Below are 24,258 nucleotides of genomic sequence, written 5' to 3'. Positions count from 1 at the left end.
GGGCAGGGCGCCAGACTTTTTGCATCACGGTTAATGCTTGGCACCTGCCTTTTGTCCGTGCTGGCAGGGTGCGACATGGCGCCAAGGTACAAGCCCGCTACCTTTGCCTACCCAGATAACTGGCACGGTGGCGGTGTTATGCAGCCAGCGGGTGGGGCAGATACAACGCTCAGTCCCAACTGGTGGACCGTGCTGGGAGACCCGGTGCTGAATGATCTGGAGGAACAGGCCATGCGCCTGAACCCGGACCTTCAGGCGCAGGCGGAGGCCTTCCTTCAGGCGCGTGATCTGGCCATGGAAGCCAAGTCAAAGCTTTATCCCCAGATCGGCGGCATGGCGGGGGGGGCAAAATACAAAGGCTCTGACCATCGTCTGTGGCGTGGGGCGGGGTCTACCGGGCCAATGTACATGTCGTCCGAGCAGTATTCGGGTACGGCTACGTGGGAGCCGGATTTCTGGTCTGCTATCCGTAACAAGACCCGCATGGCCAAGCAGAACGTGCAGGAACGCGCAGCGGACTACGCTGCGGCAAGGCTGAGCCTACAGGCCGAGCTTGCCAGCGATTACGTTATTCTGCGTGGGCTGGATGCGCAGGATGCCGTTTATCAGGATTCCATCCGGTACTATAAAACCGCGGTGCAGATTACCAATATGCGTCTGGCGGGCGCTATTGCGCCGGGTATGGATGTCTCCCGCGCGGAGGCGCAGCTTTACACCACACAGGCGCAGGAGACCGATATTCACACCCAGCGTGATGTTATGGAACATGCCATAGCAACGCTGGTTAATCAGGCTCCCGCCGCGTTCCACATTGCGCCGGTGGATAAGTTGAACTTTGCTCAGGGGCCATTGCCGGTCGCCCTGCCGTCCACATTGCTCGAACGGCGGCCCGACATTGCCGCGGCAGAGCGGCGCATGGCGCAGGCCAACAGGGCCATTGGGGTATCGCGCGCGGCTTTTTATCCGCATGTGACTTTTAACGCCATGACCGGGTTTATGGATAACGGGTTCGACCTCGCATCCCTTTCCAACTCCATGTACCAGTTTGGTGCGCAGGCCCTTCTCCCGCTGTTTCAGGGCGGGTTGCGGCGCGCGGACCTGCAACGGAGCTGGTCGCAGTACCGCGAGAAGGAAGACATGTACCGCAGCACGGTGCTGGATGCCTTCAGGGAGGTTGAAGATGGGCTGACGCGTGTCAACAGGCTCAAGGTGCAGGTGGGGCAGCAGTCCAACGCGGTGGACGCCGCATTGCGTACGCAGGGCATGACTATGGCGCTGTATACGGGGGGGCTGACCAACTATCTGGACGTTGTGGTGGCGCAGGTTGCCGCGTTGAATGCGCGCATCGCCATGGTGCAGACCTGCACACGCGCCATAGATGCCCGTGTGGAGCTGATTCGCGCACTGGGTGGTGGATGGTCGCGTAACCAGCTGCCTCGGGGCGAAAATGTGCTCATGCCCTTCAAGCCGCTCCAGTACAGCAATCTGCGTCAGGCTCCGGCTGCGGGCGGGATTACAACCGTGCGGGACCCGGCCAGCATGGACCTTGGTGGGGGCATAAAAACACACGTCCCTCTTGACAGTCCTTCCGCGCACAGGTAAGCGCGCTTTTCCTGATCGGAACGCGGGAGGTTTCTGCCAGCGCCTTGTGTGCAGGCAGGAATCGTTACGAACCGCGGTCCGGGTACATTTTTGAGGAGTCCCGGATATGGCCAAAAAAGTTGTTGGCTACATCAAGCTTCAGATTCCCGCTGGTAAAGCAAACCCTTCGCCGCCAGTTGGTCCGGCACTGGGTCAGCGCGGTCTGAATATTATGGAATTCTGCAAGGCATTTAATGCCAAGACCCAGGGCCTTGAGCCTGGTATGCCGATTCCTGTGGTGATCACTGCCTATGCTGACCGTACGTTCAGCTTCATCACCAAAACCCCGCCGAACACCTACTTCCTGCTCAAGGCCGCCAAGATTTCCAAAGGCAGCCAGACAGTTGGTAAGGGCGCTTCCGTGGGTAAGGTGACCATGGATCAGTTGCGTGAAATTGCAGCCCAGAAGCACCAGGACATGAACGCAAACGATCTTGACGGCGCTGTGCGCATGCTGGTCGGTTCTGCCCGTTCCATGGGTATTGACGTGGTGGAGGGCTAAGATCATGGCACAGAACAAGCGTCTTAGGGCTGCTCGCGCCAAAGTCGTTGCCGGTCAGGCATACAATCTGGACGAAGCGATTGCTCTGGTTAAGGGCAACGCAACGGCCAAGTTTGACGAAACGGTTGAAATTGCCCTGAACCTGGGTATCGACCCCCGTCATGCTGACCAGATGGTCCGTGGTTTTGTGTCCCTGCCCAACGGCACGGGCAAGACTCTGCGTGTTGGTGTGTTCGCACGTGGTCCCAAGGCTGAAGAAGCTAAGGCAGCCGGTGCTGACGTGGTTGGCGCGGAAGATCTGATGGAGCAGGTGCAGGCTGGCGAAATCGCTTTCGACCGCTGCATTGCAACACCGGACATGATGGCTCTGGTGGGTCGTCTGGGTAAGATTCTCGGTCCGCGTGGCCTGATGCCTAACCCCAAGCTGGGCACCGTGACCATGGACGTTAAGGGTGCCGTTACGGCAGCCAAGTCCGGTCAGGTTGAATACCGCGCTGAAAAGACCGGTATCGTCCATGCGGGCGTTGGTAAGGCTTCCTTCGGTGCGGACAAGCTGGCTGAAAACGTACGGGCATTTGTTGATGCCGTGCAGAAAGCCCGCCCAACCGGCGCTAAAGGCACCTACCTGAAGAAAGCTGCCCTGACCTCCACAATGGGGCCGGGCGTGCAGCTGGATGTCTCTGCCTTCGCAGGCTGAGCAAGAATGTGGCCGGGCTGGCCCCTGTGGTCAGTCCGGTGCATGAAAGAAGTGGTTTACTGCTTCTTATACCTGTCCGAGACCGCACGTGGCTTTGCTCTTAATCAGCTCTCCGGGGCTGGCGCGCGGTAAGACGGGGATGCTGGTTGCAAGCTGAGAGTTTTTCGGCAGTGCCAGATATTCCGTTTATCAAGGACAGGCGAGCGGGTTCTGTTTGTTGCAGAACCTAAAGGGCAACCCGTTCCCTCAGGTTTATATCTGATGGAACAAGACGGAGACGGGATTTGGACCGTACGGAAAAGAAGGCCCTTGTTGCCTCTCTGGCCGCCGTGTTCGCCGAAACGTCCATGGTTGTGGTTACCCGTAATAACGGGTTGACCGTAGCTGATGTGACGGATCTGCGACGCAAGGTGCGGGCAGCGGGTGCAGACTACAAGGTTGCCAAAAACCGGCTGGCAACTCTCGCCCTGGATGGGACCCAGTTCAGCGGCATCGCGCCGTTGCTGACGGGGCCGACCGCGCTTGCATGGGCGGACGAACCTGTATCAGTGGCGAAGGTGATCGTTGAGTTCGCCAAAACCAATGACAAGCTTGAGCTGCTTGGCGGTTCTCTTGGTTCTCAGGTGCTTGATGCAGCTGGGATCAAGGCTCTGGCCGAGCTGCCGTCGCTCGACACGCTGCGCGCGCAGCTCGTGGGTCTTATCTCCACGCCCGCTACGCGCATTGCCAGTGTTGTTCAGGCGCCGGCTGGCCAGCTTGCTCGTGTTTTTGGGGCCTATGCCAAAACGGGTGAAGCTGCCTGACCACGTGCTCCCGGTCGGGGGTATGTACAAGAAATTACGCGTAGCCTCTGTGTGGAGGTTGCGTTTTGCTAACCAGTGTTTATATTAGGAAGTCTGACTATGGCTGATCTTGCTAAGCTTGTTGACGAACTGTCCGTTCTGACCGTTCTTGAAGCTGCTGAACTTTCCAAGCTGCTCGAAGAAAAGTGGGGCGTTTCCGCTGCTGCTCCTGTTGCAGTTGCTGCTGCTGCTCCGGGCGCTGCTGCTGCTCCTGCTGAAGAGCAGACCGAATTCACGGTTATTCTGGCCGCCGCTGGCGAAAAGAAGATCAACGTGATTAAAGAAATCCGTGGCATCACGGGTCTGGGTCTGAAGGAAGCTAAGGACCTGGTTGAAGGCGCTCCCAAGACCGTTAAGGAAGGCGTCAGCAAGGACGAAGCTGCCAAAATCAAGAAGACTCTTGAAGATAACGGCGCAACCGTCGAAGTTAAGTAAGATTGCCTTGATCCCGGCCGTACTGGCTGGGGTGAAGGAAATTGAGGTTCTCGGGTGGGGGTGTATACCTCCGCCCGTTTGCCTGTTTCAGGTTGATCTGGGGCAGGTAGCCGGGTAAATCCGGTATGGTTTTGGCCGAAATAGGTCGGACCATCAGGCTCGCGGCAGACCACGAGCCTGATGGTCCGAGATAAGGGCGGGGCAGGAGCGACGATGAACGCAATCACCAAATCGTTCACAGGACGGAAGCGGATTCGCAAGAGTTTCGGGCGGATTCCCGAAATCGCCCCGATGCCGAACCTGATAGATGTGCAGCGCGCATCTTATGAGACTTTTCTTCAGGCCAATGTGTCGCCTGATGCGCGCATGCCTACGGGTTTGCAGGAGGTATTCCGCTCCGTATTCCCGATCAATGACTTTGCGGGTCGTGGTCGTCTGGAGTTCGTAAGCTACGAATTCGAAGACCCGAAATATGATGTTGAGGAATGCATTCAGCGTGGCCTCACATTCTCTGCGCCGCTCAAGGTCATTCTGCGTCTGATCGTGTGGGATGTGGACGAAGACACAGGTTCGCGCTCCATCCGTGACATTAAAGAGCAGCCGGTTTACATGGGCGATATGCCGCTCATGACTGATAACGGTACCTTTATCGTTAACGGCACGGAACGCGTTATTGTCAGCCAGATGCACCGCTCCCCCGGTGTGTTTTTTGACCACGACAAGGGGAAGACGCACTCATCTGGCAAATATCTGTTTGCCGCGCGCGTTATCCCGTATCGTGGCTCCTGGCTCGATTTTGAATTCGACGCAAAAGACCTGCTTTACGTCCGTATTGACCGTAAGCGTAAGCTGCCCGTCACCACGTTGCTGTATGCGCTTGAAGGTGCGGCCTCGGCTGCGGCCCGCAAAGCCAAGCTGGCTGAAGGTGGGGATGTGGATGCGCTGGATATTCATGGCATGGATGCCAATGAAATCCTTGGCTACTTCTACGATACGGTAACCTTCACCAAATCCGCCAAGGGTTGGGCGCGTCCGTTTGACGCCGACTCTTTCCGTGGTCTCAAGCTGCTGGCGCCGCTGGTGGATGCCGAGACAGGCGAAGTGGTGGCCGATGCCGAAACCAAGCTGACGGCACGCCTTGTTCGTAAAATCGCCGAAAAAACCCGTGAAGTGCTGGTGGGTGAAGTTGATCTGATTGGGCGCTTTATTGCGCACGATATGGTCAACATGAACACCGGCGAAATCTACGGTGAAGCAGGCGAAGAAATTACCGAAGCCCGTCTGGCCGCTCTGGAAGAAGCCGGGATTTCTGAACTGCCGGTTCTGGCGATTGATTCCGCCAAAGGCCCGTGGATCCGCAACACGCTGACCGTTGATAAAAACAGTGGTCGCGATGAAGCGCTGATCGACATTTACCGCGTCATGCGCCCCGGTGAACCACCGACTGCGGAAACCGCAGAAGCTATGCTGCAGGGCCTGTTCTTTGATGCTGACCGCTACGACCTGTCTGCGGTTGGTCGTGTCAAAATGAACATGCGTCTGGACATTGATGTGCCAGATACGGTGCGTGTGCTGCGTAAGGACGATATCCTGCGCACCATCAAGGTTCTGTGTGACCTGAAGGATGGTCGCGGTCAGATTGATGATATTGATAATCTGGGTAACCGTCGTGTTCGCTCCGTGGGCGAACTGATGGAAAACCAGTATCGCATCGGCCTGCTGCGCATGGAACGCGCCATTCGCGAACGTATGGGGTCTGTGGATATTGATACGGTCATGCCGCATGACCTGATCAACGCCAAACCTGCTGCTGCTGCGGTGCGTGAGTTCTTTGGTTCCTCGCAGCTCAGCCAGTTTATGGATCAGACCAATCCGCTGTCCGAAGTCACGCATAAGCGTCGTCTTTCAGCGCTTGGCCCGGGTGGTCTGACGCGTGAACGCGCAGGCTTTGAAGTCCGTGACGTGCATCCGACACATTATGGCCGTATCTGCCCGATTGAAACGCCTGAAGGCCCCAACATCGGTCTGATCAACTCGCTGGCCACGTACGCCAAGGTCAACAAATACGGGTTTATTGAAACACCGTACCGTCTGGTTAAGGACGGCGTGTTGCAGGACGGCTGGAAATACCTCTCCGCCATGGAAGAGGAAAAACTGGTTGTTGCACAGGCCGACGCCAAGGTGAACGATCAGGGCGCTTTGACCAGCGACCTTATTTCCGTGCGCCGTAATGGTGACTTCCGTCTGGTTCCCCCGACCGAAGTCACAGCCTGTGACGTATCGCCCAAGCAGCTTGTGTCTGTTGCCGCCGCACTCATTCCGTTCCTTGAGAACGATGACGCGAACCGCGCACTCATGGGTTCCAACATGCAGCGTCAGGCTGTGCCGCTGGTGCGCTCGGATGCGCCGCTGGTTGGTACAGGTATGGAAGCGGCTGTTGCGCGTGATTCCGGTGCGACCATTGTTGCCAAGCGTAACGGTATTGTGGACCAGATTGATGGTGCCCGCATTGTTGTGCGCTCGACCGACGCCAGCGGCGCCACGCAGGGGGTCGATATCTACCGCCTGCGCAAGTATTCCCGCTCCAACCAGTCCACCTGCATCAACCAGCGTCCGCTGGTCCATGTGGGCGATCAGGTCAGTGTGGGTGATATTATTGCTGATGGTCCTTCCACAGAACTGGGTGAACTGGCTCTGGGGCGTAACGTGCTGGTCGCGTTTATGCCGTGGAATGGGTACAACTTCGAAGACTCCATCCTGATTTCCGAACGGATTGCCAAGGATGACGTGTTTACCTCGATCCATATCGAGGAATTCGAAGTCATGGCGCGTGACACCAAGCTTGGTCAGGAAGAAATTACGCGCGACATTCCCAATGTTGGTGAAGAAGCCCTGCGTAACCTTGACGAAGCTGGCATTGTTTATGTTGGCGCCGAGGTTAACCCGGGCGATATTCTGATCGGTAAGGTCACACCAAAGGGCGAAAGCCCGATGACGCCGGAAGAAAAACTCCTGCGCGCCATCTTTGGTGAAAAAGCATCCGATGTGCGTGATACATCCCTGCGTCTGCCGCCCGGCACAACAGGTACCATTGTTGACGTACGTGTGTTCTCCCGCCGCGGTGTGGACAAAGACGAACGTGCAATGGCCATCGAACGGGCTGAAATCGAACGTCTGGCCAAAGACCGCGATGACGAACGGGCTATTCAGGAACGGTCTTTCTACAGCCGTCTGCGCGAAAAGCTGCTCGATCAGACCGCAGGTGCCGGTTACAAGGGTATTCGGTCAGGCACGGTCATCACGCAGGATGTGCTTGATGAGCAGCCTCGTGCAACGTGGCGGCACATTGTTGTCACCTCGGACAGTGTTATGGCCGAGCTGGAAACCCTGCGCCGCGAGTTTGATGCCGCCATTGCCCGCATTCAGGCACGCTTTGAAAGCAAGGTTGAAAAACTCCAGCGTGGTGATGAACTGCCACCCGGCGTGATGAAGATGGTCAAGGTGTTTGTCGCGGTTAAGCGTAAGCTTCAGCCGGGTGACAAAATGGCCGGTCGTCATGGGAACAAGGGTGTTGTCTCACGCGTGGTGCCTGTGGAAGATATGCCATTCCTTGAGGATGGTACTCCTGTTGATCTGGTTCTGAACCCGCTTGGCGTGCCATCACGTATGAACGTGGGTCAGATTCTGGAAACGCATCTGGGCTGGGCTTGCGCTAACATTGGTCGTGGCATTGGTGAGTTGGTGGATGACTACCAGCGCACAGGTGAGCGGCGTCAGGATCTGCTGGACCGTCTGAAAGACGTGTATGGCGACAAGGTCTATGACGATGCCATTGCGGATATGAGCAATGCCGAGCTGGTGGAACTGGCCAATAACCTGCGCAAAGGCGTGCCTATTGCGACCCCGGTGTTTGATGGTGCGTCCATTCCCGATATTGAAGCCATGCTGGAAAAGGCAGGCGTCAACAAATCGGGTCAGTCGCAGTTGATCGATGGACGGACGGGCGAACAGTTCGAACGTAAGACCACCGTTGGTTACATTTACATGCTTAAGCTGCATCACCTTGTTGATGACAAGATCCATGCACGTTCCATTGGTCCATATTCGCTTGTTACGCAGCAGCCGCTGGGTGGTAAGGCGCAGTTTGGTGGCCAGCGGTTTGGTGAAATGGAAGTGTGGGCGCTGGAAGCTTATGGCGCGGCATACACGTTGCAGGAAATGCTGACGGTCAAGTCGGATGACGTGTCTGGCCGAACAAAGGTTTATGAAGCGATTGTACGCGAACAGGATGACTTTGAAGCCGGTATTCCGGAAAGCTTCAACGTGTTGATCAAGGAACTCAAATCCCTTGGTCTCAATGTGGAGTTGGAGCAGGGGGCAGACTAACGGTGACTTTCCCCGCCACAATCCGTACTTATTTCAAGAAGGAGGCTGGAGCCATTGCTCCAGCGCTCCATTTCCCTTTGGGGGCTTCTGCACATGAATGAACTCATGAAAATTCTTGGCCAGACCGGCCAGGCAATGACCTTTGACCAGATCAAGATCCAGCTTGCATCTCCCGAGCAGATCCGGTCCTGGTCTTTTGGTGAAATCAAGAAGCCCGAGACCATTAACTACCGTACGTTCAAGCCTGAACGTGATGGCCTGTTCTGCGCTCGGATTTTTGGCCCGATCAAGGACTATGAATGCCTTTGCGGCAAATACAAGCGGATGAAGTTCCGCGGTATTATCTGCGAAAAATGTGGCGTTGAAGTTACACTGGCCAAAGTCCGGCGTGAACGCATGGGCCATATTCAGCTGGCCAGCCCGGTTGCGCATATCTGGTTCCTGAAGTCCCTGCCAAGCCGTATCGGCCTTATGGTTGATCTGACGCTCAAGGATCTGGAAAAAGTCCTGTATTTTGAGAACTATCTGGTTCTCGAACCCGGTACGTCTCCCCTTAAGCAGTACAGCCTCCTGAGCGAAGAGCAGTATCTCGACGCAATGGATGATTACGGCGAGGAAGGGATTGAAGTCGGTATTGGCGCTGAAGCGATCAAGAAGGTTCTTGAGCGCATTGAGTGTGATGCCGAGAAGGTAGAGCTGCGTCAGGCGCTCAAGGAAACAACGTCCGAAGCCAAGCGTAAAAAGCTTGTCAAGCGCCTTAAGTTGGTTGAAGCGTTCTCGGAAAGTGGTGCCCGTCCTGAATGGATGATTCTGGATCTGGTTCCTGTTATTCCCCCGGAACTGCGTCCGCTGGTGCCGCTTGATGGTGGCCGCTTTGCAACGTCCGATCTGAACGACCTGTACCGCCGGGTTATCAACCGTAACAACCGTCTCAAGCGGCTTATGGAACTGCGTGCGCCCGATATTATCGTGCGTAACGAAAAGCGCATGCTGCAAGAAGCGGTGGATGCCCTGTTTGATAACGGCCGCCGTGGTCGTGCGATTACGGGTGCCAACAAGCGTCCGCTCAAATCCTTGTCCGATATGCTCAAGGGTAAACAGGGGCGTTTCCGTCAGAACCTGCTGGGTAAACGCGTTGACTACTCTGGCCGTTCGGTCATTGTGGTTGGCCCCGAACTCAAACTGCACCAGTGTGGTCTGCCTAAAAAGATGGCGCTTGAGCTGTTCAAGCCCTTCATTTACGCCAAGCTGGAAAAATACGGTCACGCGACTACCATTAAAGCTGCAAAGCGGATGGTGGAAAAAGAGCGTCCGGAAGTCTGGGATATTCTTGAAGAAGTTATCCGCGAACATCCCGTTCTGCTGAACCGCGCACCAACACTGCATCGCCTTGGCATTCAGGCGTTTGAACCGGTGCTGGTTGAAGGCAAGGCTATTCAGCTGCACCCACTGGTCTGCACCGCCTTTAACGCCGACTTTGACGGTGACCAGATGGCCGTGCACGTGCCGCTCAGCCTGGAAGCCCAGCTTGAAGCGCGCGTTCTGATGATGTCGACCAATAACATCCTCAGCCCTGCTAACGGCAAGCCTATCATTGTGCCGTCTCAGGATATTGTTCTGGGGCTTTATTATCTCAGCCTCGAAACTCCCGAGTTTAAGGTTACGCCAGACCGTAACGAGTATAACGAAACAACGGGTGAACTGGTTAAGGCGGGTGCGCCGTCGTTCTCTTCCATTGGGGAAGTGGAATATGCACTGAGTGCGGGCGCGCTTAAACTGCACGACAAAATTCGTGCCCGGTTCGAGCAGATTGATGCTGACGGTAAGCGTGTTTATGAAACAGCCGTTACCACACCCGGCCGTGTGCTGATCGCACAGATCCTGCCCAAGCACGAAACTGTTCCGTTCTCCCTGATCAATCGCCAGTTGACCAAAAAAGCTGTGTCCGATGTGATCGACACGGTTTACCGTCATTGCGGTCAGAAAGAGGCTGTCATTTTCTGTGACCGTCTGATGGCTCTTGGTTTCCGCCATGCCGCCAAGGCTGGTATTTCCTTTGGTAAGGATGACATGATCATCCCGACTGAAAAGAAAGAACTGGTTGACCGGACTGCGACCGAAGTTAAAGAGTTTGAGCAGCAGTATCAGGATGGTCTGATCACCGCAGGCGAACGCTACAACAAGGTGGTTGACGCATGGTCCCGTTGCACGGACGAAGTGCAGGCGGCCATGACCAAGGAAATTTCTCGCCAAGAAGTTGGTAAGCCTATCAACTCGGTCTGGATGATGAGCCACTCCGGTGCTCGTGGGTCGCCGGCGCAGATGAAGCAGCTTGCCGGTATGCGCGGTCTGATGGCCAAGCCGTCTGGTGAAATTATTGAGCAGCCGATTATCGCCAACTTTAAGGAAGGTCTGTCGGTTCTCGATTACTTTACGTCGACCCATGGTGCGCGTAAGGGGCTGGCCGATACGGCACTGAAGACTGCAAACTCCGGTTATCTGACGCGTCGTCTTGTCGACGTGGCACAGGATAGCATCATTATCGAAGAAGATTGCGGCAGTGAGCGTGGTCTTACGGTTCGTGCGGTCATGGATGGTGGCGAAGTTGTTGCCTCTCTGTCCGAACGTATTCTTGGCCGTACGCTGGCTTCTGATGTTGTTGACCCCGTCACGGGCAAGGTCATTGCAGCCCGTAATCAGCTTGTTGATGAAGCTGATGCGGAACGCATTGAAACATCGGGTGTGGAAGTCATTCATATCCGCTCCGTGCTGACCTGCGATAGCCGTGTAGGCGTTTGCGGGCGCTGCTATGGCCGCGATCTGGCGCGTGGTACGCCGGTCAACATCGGTGAGGCTGTTGGTGTTATCGCCGCACAGTCCATTGGTGAGCCGGGCACCCAGCTGACCATGCGTACCTTCCATATTGGTGGTGCGGCCCAGCGTGGTGCTGAGCAGTCCATGATCGAAGCATCCCGCGATGGCAAAATTGTCATCCGTAACCGTAACGTGGTGCAGAACAGCCAGAACGTGCCAATTGTTATGGCCCGTAACTGTGAAATCCTGCTGACAGACGAAAAGGGTGCGGAAAAGTTCCGCTACCGTGTGCCTTACGGTGCGCGTCTGCTTACAACGGAAGGCGCTACGGTTTCGCGTGGTCAGAAGCTGGCTGAGTGGGACCCCTACACCCTTCCGATCATTACGGAAAAAGCCGGTAAGATTGAGTATCTTGACCTCATTGACTCCATCACGCTTGTCGAGCGTATGGATGAAGTGACCGGCCTGACCTCCAAGGTCGTGGTTGACTACAAACAGGCTGGTAAAGGTGTGGACCTGCGTCCGCGTCTGCAGCTTAAGGATGCCAACGGTGAGGTGGTCAAGCTGGATAACGGGTCTGAGGCACGTTACTTCCTGTCGCCTGAAACACTCCTGTCCATCGAAAATGGCGCAGAAGTGAATGCGGGTGACGTGCTGGCCCGTCTGCCGCGTGAAGGGTCCAAAACGCGTGATATTACCGGTGGTCTACCGCGCGTTGCCGAACTGTTTGAAGCGCGTCGTCCGAAAGACCATGCCATTATTGCGGAAATGGAAGGGCGCGTTGAATTCGGCAAGGATTACAAGTCCAAGCGCCGGATTGTTGTGAAAAATGACGAAACGGGTCATGAGCAGGAATACCTGATTCCTAAAGGCAAGCACATTTCCGTTCAGGAAGGTGACTTTGTGGAAAAAGGCGATCCGCTGGTTGATGGTCCCCGCGTTCCACACGACATTCTGAAGGTGATGGGCGTTGAGGCTCTGTCTGACTACCTGATCAATGAAATTCAGGATGTCTATCGTCTGCAGGGCGTGAAGATCAACGATAAGCACATTGAGGTTATCGTACGTCAGATGCTCCAGAAGGTTGAGATTCTGGAGCCGGGTGACACCACCTATCTGATTGGCGAAACGGTGGACCGCCTTGAGTTCGATGTGGAGAACACCAAGTGCCTCAATGCAGGTGAGCGTCCTGCGCTGGCAATGCCGGTGCTGCAGGGTATTACCAAGGCATCGTTGCAGACCCAGTCGTTCATCTCTGCGGCATCCTTCCAGGAAACCACGCGCGTTCTGACTGAAGCAGCAACTGCTGGTAAGGTCGATAAGCTCATGGGGCTGAAGGAAAACGTTATTGTGGGTCGTCTGATCCCAGCGGGTACAGGTAGCGTCATGAAGCGCCTGCGTGCCATTGCTGCGGAGCAGGACAAACAGCGCGTTAGCCGTACGGCTGCCGAATAAAGTCTTTATTATAAAGACAAAGAGGAAAGGCCGGGGCATTGCTCCGGCCTTTTTTTATGGGATTGGGTTGCGTGGATTAGAGAATCGCGGGGTAAAGCTTGACTTCTGGTGGGGGGAGCGGTAGTTAGCAGCCCTCAGCTTTGCTTATCTTGTGGATAGGTAGGGCACTCAGGTTCTCTGTATGAGTTTTAGCATGCGGTTGGCTTCCGGGGGGAAGCGGAGCCGGATGCCAATATAGCCCCATTCGGGTTGTTACCTGATGGGATCTTTTTAATGAAAGTCGGCTAGCCGCAGAAAATGCAGCTGGTCGACCGAACTGTGTAAGGATCGGGAAAGGCGCATGCCGACCATCAACCAGCTCATTGCCAAGGGGCGTAAGCCTGCAGTCAAGCGGAACAAAGTGCCCGCTCTGCAGGGCTGCCCCCAGAAGCGCGGTGTTTGCACCCGCGTTTATACGACGACACCGAAGAAGCCTAACTCCGCACTGCGTAAAGTTGCCAAGGTGCGTCTGACGAATGGCTATGAGGTGGTTAGCTATATTCCTGGTGAAGGCCATAACCTTCAGGAACATAGTGTTGTGCTTATCCGCGGCGGTCGTGTGAAAGATTTGCCGGGTGTTCGTTACCACATCCTTCGCGGTGTTCTCGATACGCAGGGTATCGCCAAGCGGCGTCAGCGTCGTTCGCTGTATGGCGCCAAGCGTCCGAAATAAGAGGAAGTTAAGGTATGAGTCGCCGTCATCGTGCTGTTAAGCGCGAGATCCTTCCCGATCCGAAGTTCGGAGATGTCGTCATTACGCGTTTTATGAACGCGCTGATGTTCGACGGTAAGAAGTCCACAGCAGAAAAGATTGTCTATGGAGCGATTGACTCCATGGCCCGTCGCAATGGTGCAGCATCCGACCCGATCGCGCTGTTCCACAACGCTCTGGACAACGTAAAGCCGGCCGTTGAGGTCCGCTCCCGCCGTGTTGGTGGTGCGACCTATCAGGTTCCGGTTGAAGTGCGCACTGACCGTCGTCAGGCTCTGGCTATCCGCTGGGTCATCGACGCTGCGCGCAAGCGTGGTGAAAACACCATGCAGGACCGTCTGTCCAACGAGCTTCTGGATGCCGTGAACAATCGTGGTGCGGCTGTGAAGAAGCGTGAAGACACGCATCGTATGGCTGAAGCCAACAAGGCATTCAGTCATTATCGCTGGTAATCCGTGAAAGTTCTGCTTTCCCTCTTGTCGAGGGATTGGGGCGCTTATAACAACTGCATCCCGGATATTTTTTGGGGCATGGAGTAAACAATGGCTAAGGCTAAATTTGAGCGGAATAAACCGCACTGCAACATCGGCACCATTGGTCACGTTGACCATGGTAAGACGTCTCTGACGGCTGCTATTACGAAGACCCTGGCAAAGACCGGCGGTGCTGAGTTCAAAGCATACGACATGATCGACGCCGCACCCGAAGAACGCGCTCGTGGTATCACCATTTCCACCGCTCACGTGGAATACGAAACCGCAAACCGTCACTACGCGCACGTCGACTGCCCCGGACACGCTGACTATGTGAAGAACATGATCACGGGTGCGGCTCAGATGGATGGCGCCATCCTCGTTGTGTCCGCAGCTGACGGCCCGATGCCGCAGACCCGTGAACACATCCTGCTTGCTCGTCAGGTTGGTGTGCCGGCTCTGGTGGTCTTCCTGAATAAGGTTGATCAGGTTGACGATCCGGAACTGCTTGAACTGGTTGAAATGGAAGTTCGTGAACTTCTGTCTTCCTACCAGTTCCCTGGCGACGACATTCCTGTAATCAAGGGCTCCGCTCTGGTTACCCTGGAAGATGGTGATCCGGAAGTTGGTGAAAACCGCGTTAGGGACCTGATGGATGCGGTTGACGCCTACATTCCGCAGCCCGAACGTCCGGTTGATCGTCCGTTCCTGATGCCGATCGAAGACGTGTTCTCGATCTCTGGTCGTGGTACGGTTGTGACCGGTCGTGTGGAACGTGGTGTTGTCAACGTGGGTGACGAAGTTGAAATCGTCGGCCTGAAAGACACCATCAAGACCACCGTTACGGGTGTTGAAATGTTCCGCAAGCTGCTTGATCGCGGCGAAGCAGGTGACAACATCGGCGCTCTGGTGCGTGGTACGAAGCGTGAAGACGTTGAGCGTGGTCAGGTTCTGGCCAAGCCCGGCTCCATTACGCCGCACAAGAAGTTCAAAGCAGAAGCCTACATCCTGACGAAGGAAGAAGGTGGCCGTCATACGCCATTCTTCACCAACTATCGTCCGCAGTTCTACTTCCGTACGACTGACGTGACGGGTGTTGTGCACCTGCCCGAAGGCACGGAAATGGTTATGCCCGGTGACAACTGCGCTATGGAAGTCGAGCTGATTGCTCCGATCGCCATGGACGAAGGTCTCCGCTTCGCTATTCGCGAAGGTGGCCGTACCGTTGGTGCAGGCGTTGTTGCCTCCATTATCGAGTAATCGATAAAGGATTAGAGACTGAGTGGCCCCGGCCGATTTATTCGGCTGGGGTCTTACTTGGCGGCCGGGTAAACCCGGACAAGTAAAGTGTTGGACTAAGAAACAGATGGACAACCAGAACATCCGCATTCGCCTGAAAGCGTACGATCATCGGGTGCTTGATAACAGCACGAAAGAGATCGTGAATACGGCGAAGCGTACGGGTGCGCGGGTTCGGGGTCCTATCCCGCTGCCGACGCATATCGAACGGTTTACGGTTAACCGTTCTCCTCACGTTGACAAGAAGAGCCGCGAGCAGTTCGAAATTCGGACTCATCGTCGTTTGCTCGATATTGTTGAGCCCACTCCGCAGACCGTGGACGCTCTCATGAAGCTCGACCTCGCCGCTGGCGTGGATGTCGAGATCAAACTTTAAGGTCCAGACGATGCGCACCGGATTGATCGCAAAAAAGTTGGGCATGTCCCGACTGTTCAAGGAAGACGGCACACATGTGCCTGTCACCGTTCTGCACGTTGATGAAGTGCAGGTGGTAGACGTTCGTACTCAGGAGCGTGATGGTTACGTAGCCGTCCAGCTGGGTATGGGCAACGCCAAGGTGAAAAACGTAACAAAACCCAACCGTGGCCATTTTGCCCGCGTGAAGGTTGAACCCAAGAAAACAGTTCGTGAATTCCGTGTGGCCGATGACGCTACGCTGGAAGTTGGGGCTGCTCTTTCTGCTTCCCATTTCGTTGTTGGCCAGAAGGTTGACGTGACGGGGACAAGCAAGGGTAAGGGGTTTGCTGGCGCCATGAAGCGCTGGAATTTTGCCGGTCTTGAAGCCTCGCATGGTGTGTCCATTTCGCATCGTTCGCATGGTTCGACCGGTAACCGCCAGGATCCCGGCAAGACCTTCAAGAACAAAAAAATGGCTGGTCATCTGGGTGATGAACGCGTGACCACCTTGAATCTGGAAATCGCAGCGGTCGATCCGGAAAAGAATCTGATCATGATTCGTGGCTCCGTTCCGGGAGCAAAGAATGGTGTCGTTCTCATTCGTGATGCGATCAAGAAAGCCCGCCACAGCGATGCGCCGTATCCGGCAGCACTTGTGAAGGCGGAGGCCTGAGATCATGGAAATCGAAATCAAGACACTTGATAACGGCACGGCTGGTTCAGCTACGCTTCCGGAAGAACTTTTCGGCGCAGCACCCCGGGCAGATGTAATGGCGCGCGTTGTGCATTGGCAGCTGGCAAAGCGCCGGGCTGGCACGCACAAGGTCAAGGGCATGGGCGAAGTGTCCGGCACGACCAAAAAGCCGTATCGTCAGAAGGGCACGGGTAGTGCGCGTCAGGGCTCCCTGCGTGCTCCTCAGTATCGTACTGGTGGCGTTGTGCATGGCCCTGTTGTGCGTGATCACGGCTACGACCTGCCTAAAAAGGTGCGTCGTCTGGGTCTGATCTCCGCTCTGTCCCAGAAGGCAGCGGAAGGCAAACTGGTTGTTCTGGATACCGCTTCCGGCGTGACCAAGACCAGCGAACTGGCAAAAAAGTTGCAGGGTCTCGGCTGGGGCTCCGCTCTGATTGTTGATGCATCCGTGGACGAAAACTTCGTGCGCGCTGCTCGCAATCTGCCGAAAATCGACATTCTGCCGACCATTGGCGCGAATGTTTATGACATTCTGAACCATGAGGTGCTTGCCATCACGCAGGCAGGCCTTGAAGGACTGAAGGAACGCCTGGCATGACGAATATTCTTGCTATTCGCAAGAAAGCCGAGCGTCTCTCTCGGGAGGCTCTGTACGACATCGTGCGGACGCCGGTCATTACCGAGAAGGCGACTGCGCTTTCTGAAAAAAATCAGGTTGTTTTCAAGGTCGCAATGACGGCTAGCAAGCCTGAAATCAAGGTTGCGGTGGAAACGCTGTTCGGGGTCAAGGTTGTTGGCGTCAACACCCTTGTCCAGAAAGGTAAAACCAAACGCTTTAAAGGGCGTCTGGGTCAGCGTTCTGACGTTAAGAAGGCGTTCGTTCAGCTTGCAGAAGGTCAGTCCATTGACCTGACCGCGAAGCTGGCGTGACCAAGGGTAGAAACTAATGGCACTGAAGCACTTTAATCCTGTCACGCCGAGCCTGCGTGGTACGGTTCTGATTGATCGTGCTGACCTGTGGAAGGGCAAGCCGGTCAAGCAGCTTACGGAAGGTAAGAGCAAGTCGGGCGGTCGTAATAATAACGGCCGTATCACGTCTCGCTTCCGTGGGGGCGGTCATAAGCAGTCCTATCGTTATGTGGACTTCAAGCGTCGTAAATTCGACGTGCTGGGTACTGTGGAACGTCTTGAATACGATCCCAACCGCACGGCATTTATTGCGCTGGTGAAGTACGAAGACGGTGAGCTGGCATACATTCTGGCACCGCAGCGCCTGAAGGTTGGTGACAATGTCATCGCCGGTGCGCGCGTGGATATTAAGCCAGGCAATGCAATGCCGCTTGCGTCCATTCCGGTGGGTACGATTATCCATAACATCGAACTGAAGCAGGGCGCTGGCGGCAAGCTGGCCCGTTCCGCTGGGACGTATGCTCAGTTGGTTGGTAAGGATTCGGGCTACGCCCAGATCAAGCTGCAGTCTGGTGAATTGCGTGTTGTACGCGGTGAATGCATGGCGACCGTAGGTGCCGTGTCCAACCCGGATAACATGAACCAGCATATGGGTAAGGCTGGTCGTTCCCGTTGGCTGGGTCGCCGTCCGCATAACCGCGGCGTGGTGATGAACCCGGTTGACCATCCGCACGGTGGTGGTGAAGGCCGCACATCTGGTGGTCGTCATCCGGTTACGCCGTGGGGCAAGCCCACCAAAGGTTACAAAACTCGGGTCAACAAGCGGACGGACGGTCTGATTATCCGTCGCCGGAAGACCGGCAAGTAAGGGGCAATAGAAGATGGCACGTTCCGTCTGGAAAGGTCCGTTCGTCGACGGGTATCTGCTGAATAAGGCTGAAGTATCCCGCGCATCGGGTCGGAATGAAGTGATCAAGATTTGGTCGCGTCGTTCAACGATTCTTCCGCAGTTCGTTGGTCTGACGTTCGGTGTTTATAACGGTCAGAAGTTCCTGCCTGTGCAGGTGACGGAGAATATGGTTGGCCATAAGTTTGGCGAATTCTCTCCCACCCGTACATTCCACGGGCATGGTGCTGACAAGAAGTCTAAGCGGGGCTAAGAGCACAGATGAGCAAGCCGAAGCATCCGCGCACGCTCGCGGAAACAGAAGCGCAAGCTATCACGCGTAACATTCGGGTTAGCCCCCGCAAGCTGAACCTTGTGGCAGGCCTGATCCGTAATAAACCTGCATCTCAGGCAATTGCGACGCTAACATTCTCCAAGCGCCGTATCGCTCAGCAGGTTAAGAAAACGCTGGAAAGCGCGATCGCTAATGCTGAAAACAATCACCAGCTTGACGTTGATCAGCTGGTGGTGAAAACGGCGGAAGTGGGTAAGTCCATTGTCATGCGGCGTTTTCACGCACGTGGCCGCGGTCGTTCCGCACGCGTCGAAAAGTTTTTCAGTCACCTGAAGATTGTTGTAGCCGAACGGGCCGTTGTGTCCGACACGGCTTCTTCCGAGCAGAAGGCGGCCTGAGATATGGGGCATAAAGTCAATCCGATCGGGCTGCGGCTCGGCATCAACCGCACATGGGACAGCCGCTGGTACGCAGATGCAGACTATTCCCGTCTGCTGCACGAAGATCTGAAGCTTCGTGCATTCCTGCGCCGCAAGCTGGCTGGTGCTGGCGTGTCCCGCGTTGTTATCGAACGCCCGGCTAAAAAGCCGCGCGTTACGATCTACGCAGCACGTCCTGGCGTTGTGATCGGTAAGAAGGGGCAGGATATCGACGCTCTGCGCAAAGAACTGACCCGTATGGCCGGTACTGAAGTTGCGCTGAACATCGTTGAAATCCGTAAGCCGGAAATCGATGCAACGCTTGTTGCAGAAAACATTGCTCAGCAGCTTGAACGCCGTGTGGCTTTCCGTCGTGCAATGAAGCGCGCCGTACAGTCCGCAATGCGTCTGGGCGCTCAGGGTATCCGGATCAACTGCTCCGGTCGTCTGGGTGGTGCTGAAATTGCACGTATCGAGTGGTATCGCGAAGGCCGTGTGCCCTTGCACACCCTGCGCGCCGACATCGATTACGGTACGGCAACGGCGAAGACCACCTATGGCACCTGCGGTGTGAAGGTATGGATCTTCAAGGGTGAAATTCTTGCTCATGATCCGTTGGCACAGGATCGCCGGGCGGCCGAACAGGCTCCTCAGCGCTGAGGAGAGGATAAAAAACAATGCTTTCCCCTAAGCGGACAAAATTCCGCAAAGCACATAAAGGCCGTATTCACGGCCTTGCAAAAAGCGGTACCACACTGAACTTTGGTACGTTTGGTCTCAAAGCTCTGCAGCCGGAACGTATTACGGCTCGCCAGATCGAGGCCTCCCGTCGTGCCATTACCCGCGCTATGAAACGTGCTGGTCGTGTATGGATTCGGATCTTTCCGGATATTCCGGTCTCGACAAAGCCCGCAGAAGTGCGTATGGGCTCTGGCAAGGGATCGCCTGAATTCTGGGTGGCCCGTGTGAAGCCTGGTCGTATTTTGTTTGAGATCGAAGGTGTTCCGCCGGAACTGGCGCGTGAAGCGCTGGCTCTTGGGGCCGCCAAGCTGCCGATCAAGACCAAATTTGTGACCCGAATTGGAGATGCGTGAGATGGTAAAGGCAGTAAAGCCAGCTGATTTGCGCGCTAAAACGGCAGACGAGCTTGAAGCTCGTCTGGTGGAACTCAAGCGTGAACAGCTCAACTTGCGTTTCCAGCGGGCTACCGGGCAGACAGAAGCGCAGAGCCGCGTCCGTGTGATCCGTCGTGAAATTGCGCGCATCAAGACAATTGCTGCGCAGAATGCAAAGAATGCAGCAGGTGCAAAAACATCTGCTGCCAATGCCTGAGGAGAGGTAGCCGATGCCGAGGCGCGTCCTGACCGGACGTGTGACGAGCGACAAGATGGACAAGACCGTTACGGTTCTTGTCGATCGTCGCGTCATGCATCCTGTGTATAAAAAGTTCATTCGTCGCTCCAAGAAATACGCGGCGCATGATGAAGAAAACATCTGCAAGACGGGTGATTCCGTGCGGATTGTTGAATGTGCGCCTATTTCTCGGCGTAAGACGTGGACCGTGATTTCCCGCAACGGTGAAGCCGTGGGCGTGGAAGCAACCGCGTCGGCCTAAACGTAAGGATTTCAGGTTATGATCCATCCCGAGACCAACCTCGATGTGGCCGACAATTCCGGTGCACGTCAGGTGCAGTGCATTAAGGTGCTGGGCGGTTCCAAGCGGAAGTCTGCCTCGGTCGGCGACGTGATCGTCGTTTCCGTCAAGGAAGCCATCCCCCGTGGGAAGGTGAAGAAGGGCGATGTTCACCAGGCCGTTATTGTGCGTACCTCTTACCCGGTTCGTCGTCCTGATGGCAGCGCCATCCGGTTCGACCGCAACGCTGCCGTGTTGATTAACAAGCAGCAGGAGCCGATCGGTACTCGTATCTTTGGCCCGGTCGTGCGTGAACTGCGTGCTAAGAAGTTCATGAAGATCATCTCTTTGGCGCCGGAGGTGCTGTAATGGCTGCCCGTATTAAAAAAGGCGATACGGTTGTCGTCATCACCGGCTCTTCCAAGGGCGTGCAGGGTGAAGTTCTGGAGGTTCGTCCTTCAGAAGATCGCGCTGTTGTACGTGGTGTTGCAATTGCCAAGCGCCATCAGCGCGCAAATCGTATGGGTGAAGAAGGTGGGATTATTGCCCGTGAGGCAGCCGTCCACCTCTCCAACCTGAAGCTGATTGATCCTGCATCCAAGAAGCCAACCCGCGTTGGTTTCCGTGTGCTGGAAAACGGCAAAAAAGTTCGCGTTGCCAAGGCGACTGGCGAAGTGATTGAAGGTTGAGAGGCCAGGTATGAGTGCGAATCAGGAAGGGCGTTCCCTCCCGCGCCTTCACCAGCGCTATGAGAGTGAACTTCGTGCCAAGCTGCGTGAGCAGTTTGGGTATAGCAACGAAATGCAGGTGCCGCGGCTTGAAAAAATCGTCCTGAATATGGGCGTTGGTGAAGCCGCTGGTGACCAGAAGAAGCTGGATACAGCTGTTGCGGAAATGACCCTTATTGCAGGTCAGAAGCCGGTCAAAACGGTTGCTAAAAAGGCAATCGCTGGCTTTAAGATCCGTGAAGGGCTGCCGATTGGCTGCAAGGTCACGCTGCGTCGGGCTCGGATGTACGAATTTCTGGATCGTCTTGTGACGATTGCGATGCCGCGTATCCGTGACTTCCGTGGTCTCCCTGCGACGAAAGGCTTCGATGGCCGTGGCAATTTTGCCCTTGGCCTGAAAGAGCAGATCGTTTTCCCGGAAATCGAATATGACAAAGTGGACGAAATCCGCGGTATGGACGTCGTGTTCGTGACCAGTGCGAAAACGGATGCTGAAGCTAAAGCTTTGCTGAAGGCGTTTGATCTTCCCTTCGTGGGATGATACAGGCTGCTTTATTGTGTGATCTTGGAAAACCGTCGAAGGTTTTCGAAGGGTTCCGGAGGTAATGTTGTATGGCTAAAACATCTGCCATCCTGCGTAATGCTAAACGCAAGCGCATGGCGGCACGGGATAATGAGAAGCGTACCGCTCTCAAAAACATTGTAATGGACCGTTCTTTGCCCGTGGAAGATCGGTTCGATGCGTCTCTCAAGTTGGCAGAACTGCCGCGTAACGGTTCTCGTGTACGCGTTCGTCTGCGTTGCAAGCTGACAGGTCGTTCTCGCGGTAACTACCGTAAGTTTGAGCTGTGTCGTATCGCTTTCCGTGATCTGGCCTCTGATGGTCAGATTCCGGGAGTGGTAAAAGCTAGCTGGTAAGGGCTCGAGATGTCGCTTTCAGATCCTTTGGGTGATATGCTCACCCGTATTCGCAACGCTCAGCGTGCGCGTCACAACTCTTGTGTTGCTCCGGCATCCAATCTGCGTGTGAACGTGCTTGAAGCTCTGCAGCGCGAAGGTTACATCCGTGGTTACAAGCGCGAAGACGTGCGGAAGGGTATTTCCCAGCTGCACATCGAGCTGAAGTACGCGGAAGGTGAACCGGTTATTCGCGAAATCCAGCGTGTTTCCCGCCCTGGTCGCCGCGTCTATTCCAAAATTAAAGAACTGCCGCGTGTTTGCGCTGGTCTGGGTGTTTCCATCCTGTCCACGCCGCGTGGTGTTCTGTCCGATGTAGAGGCCCGCGCCGCCAATGTTGGTGGTGAAGTCCTTTGCCGCGTATTCTGAGGAGGGATAAATGTCACGAGTAGGCAAGTATCCCGTCGAAGTTCCGGCAGGGGTAACAGTTTCCATCGCGGACGGTGTTTTTAAGGCCAAGGGTAAGCTGGGTGAGCTTTCTCTGCCGATCACCAGTCATGTTACGGCTGAAGTGAAGGATAATTCGGTTGTTGTGCAGCCGAATGGTACCGAAGCTCAGGCCCGCATGATGTGGGGGACAACACGCGCACTTATCGCTTGTGCGGTCAAAGGGGTTTCTGACGGTTTTTCAAAAACCCTGGAAATCAACGGGACAGGTTATCGTGCTGCCGTGCAGGGTTCTAACCTTGTTATGAACCTCGGCTTTTCACACGATGTGATCTATCCGATTCCGGCTGGCATCAAAATTTCTACCCCGCGTCCTACGGCGATTGTGGTGGAAGGGATTGATAAGCAGCGTGTTGGCCAGGTGGCTCTGGATATTCGTAGCTACCGCAAGCCTGAGCCTTACAAAGGCAAGGGTGTGCGTTACGATACGGAAACCATCCGCCGTAAGGAAGGCAAGAAGAAATAATGAGCACTCAGCAGGAATTGCGGAACCGGCGGCGTGCGCGTCTCCGTTTTCAGCTTCGCCGCAAGGCTGGTGGCCGTCCTCGTCTGTCGGTTTTCCGGTCTGGTAAGAACATCTATGCTCAGGTGATTGATGATGCGCAGGGTCTGACCCTTGCTGCTGCGTCAACGCTGGATAAAGAATTGCGTGAAGCCCTGAAAAATGGTGCGACGCAGGACAGCGCTGGTGCTGTAGGTAAGCTGGTTGCCCAGCGTGCTGTTGCAGCTGGCGTATCTCAGGTCGTGTTTGACCGGGGGTCTTATCTTTATCACGGGCGCGTCAAGGCCCTGGCGGAGGCGGCCCGTGAGGGCGGTCTCTCCTTCTGAGGAAAGGATCACGCAATGGCTCGTGAACCAAGAGAAGGCGGTCGAGGCGGCCGTGAGCGCGAACGCGAAGGCGATGAACTGGTTGATAAACTGGTAACCATCAACCGCGTTGCTAAAGTTGTTAAGGGTGGTCGGCGTTTTGCGTTTGCTGCTCTGGTTGTGGTTGGTGACCAGAAAGGTCGCGTGGGCTATGGCGCTGGTAAAGCGCGTGAAGTTCCCGAAGCTATCCGCAAGGCGACTGAGCGCGCAAAGCGTGGGATGATTCGCGTTCCCATGAAAGAAGGGCGTACGCTGCATCATGACGTTGCTGGTCACTTTGGTGCCGGTAAGGTTGTGCTGCGCTCGGCAGAAGCCGGGACCGGGATCATCGCTGGTGGTCCTATGCGTGCGGTTTTTGAAAGCCTTGGCATTAACGACGTTGTTGCCAAGTCTCTGGGAACCCGGAACCCGCATAACATGGTCAAGGCGACATTTGATGCCCTGACGCGTTGTGCAAGCCCTCGTGCTGTGGCTAACCGCCGTGGCAAGAAAGTGGCGGAAATCTTTGGCAAGCGTGACCAGGCTGCTGGTGCGGAGGCTGCTGATGTCTGATAAAAAAACTTTCAAGGTGATTCAGGTTGCGTCCGGTAACGGACGTAAGCCGGGTCAGCAGGAAACCCTGATCGGGCTTGGTCTGAACAAGATCGGGCGTGAAAAGGTTCTGGAAGATACCCCTTCTACCCGGGGTATGGTCCGCAAGGTGGCCCACCTGGTGAAGGTGGAGGACTGAT

30 protein-coding genes are annotated in these 24,258 nt (G+C 55.5%); all 30 read left to right on the top strand.

What is annotated here, in order from left to right:
• Positions 1-33 precede the first annotated feature (33 nt).
• The gene (locus tag AABE20_RS02190; protein ID WP_338331603.1) at positions 34-1,602 is read left to right on the top strand and encodes an efflux transporter outer membrane subunit; all 1,569 of its coding nucleotides are present in this window, start codon (positions 34-36) and stop codon (positions 1,600-1,602) included.
• Positions 1,603-1,708: 106 nt separating this feature from the next.
• Complete coding sequence (rplK, locus tag AABE20_RS02185; protein WP_338331602.1) at positions 1,709-2,143, top strand: 50S ribosomal protein L11; 435 nt, start codon at positions 1,709-1,711, stop codon at positions 2,141-2,143.
• A 4-nt stretch (positions 2,144-2,147) separates the two neighbouring features.
• Positions 2,148-2,840, top strand: a complete 693-nt coding sequence (gene rplA, locus AABE20_RS02180; protein WP_338331601.1) for a 50S ribosomal protein L1 — start codon at positions 2,148-2,150, stop codon at positions 2,838-2,840.
• A gap of 284 nt (positions 2,841-3,124) precedes the next feature.
• A complete protein-coding gene (rplJ, locus tag AABE20_RS02175) occupies positions 3,125-3,643 on the top strand; it encodes a 50S ribosomal protein L10 (protein WP_165990635.1) in 519 nt (172 codons plus the stop codon).
• Positions 3,644-3,742: 99 nt separating this feature from the next.
• On the top strand, positions 3,743-4,117 hold the full coding sequence (gene rplL / locus AABE20_RS02170) for a 50S ribosomal protein L7/L12 (RefSeq protein WP_338331600.1): 375 nt from the start codon (positions 3,743-3,745) through the stop codon (positions 4,115-4,117).
• A 213-nt stretch (positions 4,118-4,330) separates the two neighbouring features.
• A complete protein-coding gene (gene rpoB / locus AABE20_RS02165; RefSeq protein ID WP_338331599.1) occupies positions 4,331-8,503 on the top strand; it encodes a DNA-directed RNA polymerase subunit beta in 4,173 nt (1,390 codons plus the stop codon).
• Positions 8,504-8,596: 93 nt separating this feature from the next.
• Positions 8,597-12,772, top strand: a complete 4,176-nt coding sequence (gene rpoC, locus AABE20_RS02160; RefSeq protein WP_338331598.1) for a DNA-directed RNA polymerase subunit beta' — start codon at positions 8,597-8,599, stop codon at positions 12,770-12,772.
• A gap of 340 nt (positions 12,773-13,112) precedes the next feature.
• On the top strand, positions 13,113-13,484 hold the full coding sequence (gene rpsL / locus AABE20_RS02155) for a 30S ribosomal protein S12 (protein ID WP_003622698.1): 372 nt from the start codon (positions 13,113-13,115) through the stop codon (positions 13,482-13,484).
• A 14-nt stretch (positions 13,485-13,498) separates the two neighbouring features.
• Positions 13,499-13,975 (top strand): 30S ribosomal protein S7, encoded by a 477-nt coding sequence (rpsG, locus tag AABE20_RS02150; RefSeq protein ID WP_165990632.1) that lies wholly within the window; start codon positions 13,499-13,501, stop codon positions 13,973-13,975.
• Between the two features lie 90 nt (positions 13,976-14,065).
• Positions 14,066-15,256, top strand: coding sequence for an elongation factor Tu (tuf, locus tag AABE20_RS02145; RefSeq protein ID WP_086647124.1), 1,191 nt, complete (start codon positions 14,066-14,068; stop codon positions 15,254-15,256).
• Between the two features lie 106 nt (positions 15,257-15,362).
• The gene (rpsJ, locus tag AABE20_RS02140; protein WP_007282720.1) at positions 15,363-15,671 is read left to right on the top strand and encodes a 30S ribosomal protein S10; all 309 of its coding nucleotides are present in this window, start codon (positions 15,363-15,365) and stop codon (positions 15,669-15,671) included.
• A 10-nt stretch (positions 15,672-15,681) separates the two neighbouring features.
• On the top strand, positions 15,682-16,365 hold the full coding sequence (gene rplC, locus AABE20_RS02135; RefSeq protein WP_048852977.1) for a 50S ribosomal protein L3: 684 nt from the start codon (positions 15,682-15,684) through the stop codon (positions 16,363-16,365).
• A 4-nt stretch (positions 16,366-16,369) separates the two neighbouring features.
• Entirely contained in the window at positions 16,370-16,984 is a 615-nt protein-coding gene (rplD, locus tag AABE20_RS02130; RefSeq protein ID WP_025826970.1) for a 50S ribosomal protein L4, read from the top strand.
• Positions 16,981-17,316 carry a 50S ribosomal protein L23 gene (locus AABE20_RS02125; RefSeq protein ID WP_059023541.1) on the top strand — a complete coding sequence of 112 codons (336 nt, stop codon included), beginning with the start codon at positions 16,981-16,983 and terminating at the stop codon, positions 17,314-17,316. The genes rplD and AABE20_RS02125 overlap by 4 nt, the downstream gene beginning before the upstream one ends.
• A gap of 16 nt (positions 17,317-17,332) precedes the next feature.
• Positions 17,333-18,163, top strand: coding sequence for a 50S ribosomal protein L2 (gene rplB, locus AABE20_RS02120; protein ID WP_298798354.1), 831 nt, complete (start codon positions 17,333-17,335; stop codon positions 18,161-18,163).
• A 13-nt stretch (positions 18,164-18,176) separates the two neighbouring features.
• Positions 18,177-18,455, top strand: coding sequence for a 30S ribosomal protein S19 (gene rpsS / locus AABE20_RS02115; RefSeq protein WP_012812769.1), 279 nt, complete (start codon positions 18,177-18,179; stop codon positions 18,453-18,455).
• A gap of 8 nt (positions 18,456-18,463) precedes the next feature.
• Positions 18,464-18,874: a 50S ribosomal protein L22 gene (gene rplV, locus AABE20_RS02110; protein ID WP_086647127.1), complete on the top strand. Its 411-nt coding sequence runs from the start codon at positions 18,464-18,466 to the stop codon at positions 18,872-18,874.
• A 3-nt stretch (positions 18,875-18,877) separates the two neighbouring features.
• Positions 18,878-19,555 (top strand): 30S ribosomal protein S3, encoded by a 678-nt coding sequence (gene rpsC, locus AABE20_RS02105; RefSeq protein ID WP_165990628.1) that lies wholly within the window; start codon positions 18,878-18,880, stop codon positions 19,553-19,555.
• A gap of 17 nt (positions 19,556-19,572) precedes the next feature.
• Positions 19,573-19,989 (top strand): 50S ribosomal protein L16, encoded by a 417-nt coding sequence (gene rplP, locus AABE20_RS02100; protein WP_025826957.1) that lies wholly within the window; start codon positions 19,573-19,575, stop codon positions 19,987-19,989.
• 1 nt (position 19,990) lies between these two features.
• Positions 19,991-20,227, top strand: a complete 237-nt coding sequence (rpmC, locus tag AABE20_RS02095) for a 50S ribosomal protein L29 (protein WP_338331597.1) — start codon at positions 19,991-19,993, stop codon at positions 20,225-20,227.
• Positions 20,228-20,240: 13 nt separating this feature from the next.
• The gene (gene rpsQ, locus AABE20_RS02090; RefSeq protein ID WP_025826953.1) at positions 20,241-20,510 is read left to right on the top strand and encodes a 30S ribosomal protein S17; all 270 of its coding nucleotides are present in this window, start codon (positions 20,241-20,243) and stop codon (positions 20,508-20,510) included.
• An 18-nt stretch (positions 20,511-20,528) separates the two neighbouring features.
• Positions 20,529-20,897: a 50S ribosomal protein L14 gene (gene rplN, locus AABE20_RS02085; RefSeq protein WP_025826951.1), complete on the top strand. Its 369-nt coding sequence runs from the start codon at positions 20,529-20,531 to the stop codon at positions 20,895-20,897.
• Positions 20,897-21,217 carry a 50S ribosomal protein L24 gene (gene rplX, locus AABE20_RS02080; RefSeq protein WP_165990626.1) on the top strand — a complete coding sequence of 107 codons (321 nt, stop codon included), beginning with the start codon at positions 20,897-20,899 and terminating at the stop codon, positions 21,215-21,217. Before rplN ends, rplX begins: the two co-directional genes overlap by 1 nt.
• A gap of 10 nt (positions 21,218-21,227) precedes the next feature.
• Positions 21,228-21,797 (top strand): 50S ribosomal protein L5, encoded by a 570-nt coding sequence (gene rplE / locus AABE20_RS02075; RefSeq protein ID WP_338331596.1) that lies wholly within the window; start codon positions 21,228-21,230, stop codon positions 21,795-21,797.
• Positions 21,798-21,868: 71 nt separating this feature from the next.
• Entirely contained in the window at positions 21,869-22,174 is a 306-nt protein-coding gene (rpsN, locus tag AABE20_RS02070) for a 30S ribosomal protein S14 (protein WP_025826945.1), read from the top strand.
• Between the two features lie 9 nt (positions 22,175-22,183).
• Positions 22,184-22,582 (top strand): 30S ribosomal protein S8, encoded by a 399-nt coding sequence (rpsH, locus tag AABE20_RS02065; protein WP_165990624.1) that lies wholly within the window; start codon positions 22,184-22,186, stop codon positions 22,580-22,582.
• A gap of 10 nt (positions 22,583-22,592) precedes the next feature.
• On the top strand, positions 22,593-23,126 hold the full coding sequence (rplF, locus tag AABE20_RS02060; protein WP_338331595.1) for a 50S ribosomal protein L6: 534 nt from the start codon (positions 22,593-22,595) through the stop codon (positions 23,124-23,126).
• A complete protein-coding gene (gene rplR / locus AABE20_RS02055) occupies positions 23,126-23,488 on the top strand; it encodes a 50S ribosomal protein L18 (RefSeq protein WP_165990622.1) in 363 nt (120 codons plus the stop codon). The genes rplF and rplR overlap by 1 nt, the downstream gene beginning before the upstream one ends.
• Positions 23,489-23,503: 15 nt before the next feature.
• Entirely contained in the window at positions 23,504-24,079 is a 576-nt protein-coding gene (rpsE, locus tag AABE20_RS02050) for a 30S ribosomal protein S5 (protein WP_048852990.1), read from the top strand.
• Positions 24,072-24,257, top strand: a complete 186-nt coding sequence (gene rpmD / locus AABE20_RS02045; RefSeq protein ID WP_048852991.1) for a 50S ribosomal protein L30 — start codon at positions 24,072-24,074, stop codon at positions 24,255-24,257. The genes rpsE and rpmD overlap by 8 nt, the downstream gene beginning before the upstream one ends.
• Position 24,258 lies beyond the last annotated feature (1 nt).

The organism is Acetobacter zythi (assembly GCF_963921165.1).
GTDB lineage: Bacteria > Pseudomonadota > Alphaproteobacteria > Acetobacterales > Acetobacteraceae > Acetobacter.
The sequence above is the reverse complement of the archived record's forward strand: the minus strand, read 5'-3'. Positions and strand labels throughout refer to the sequence as shown.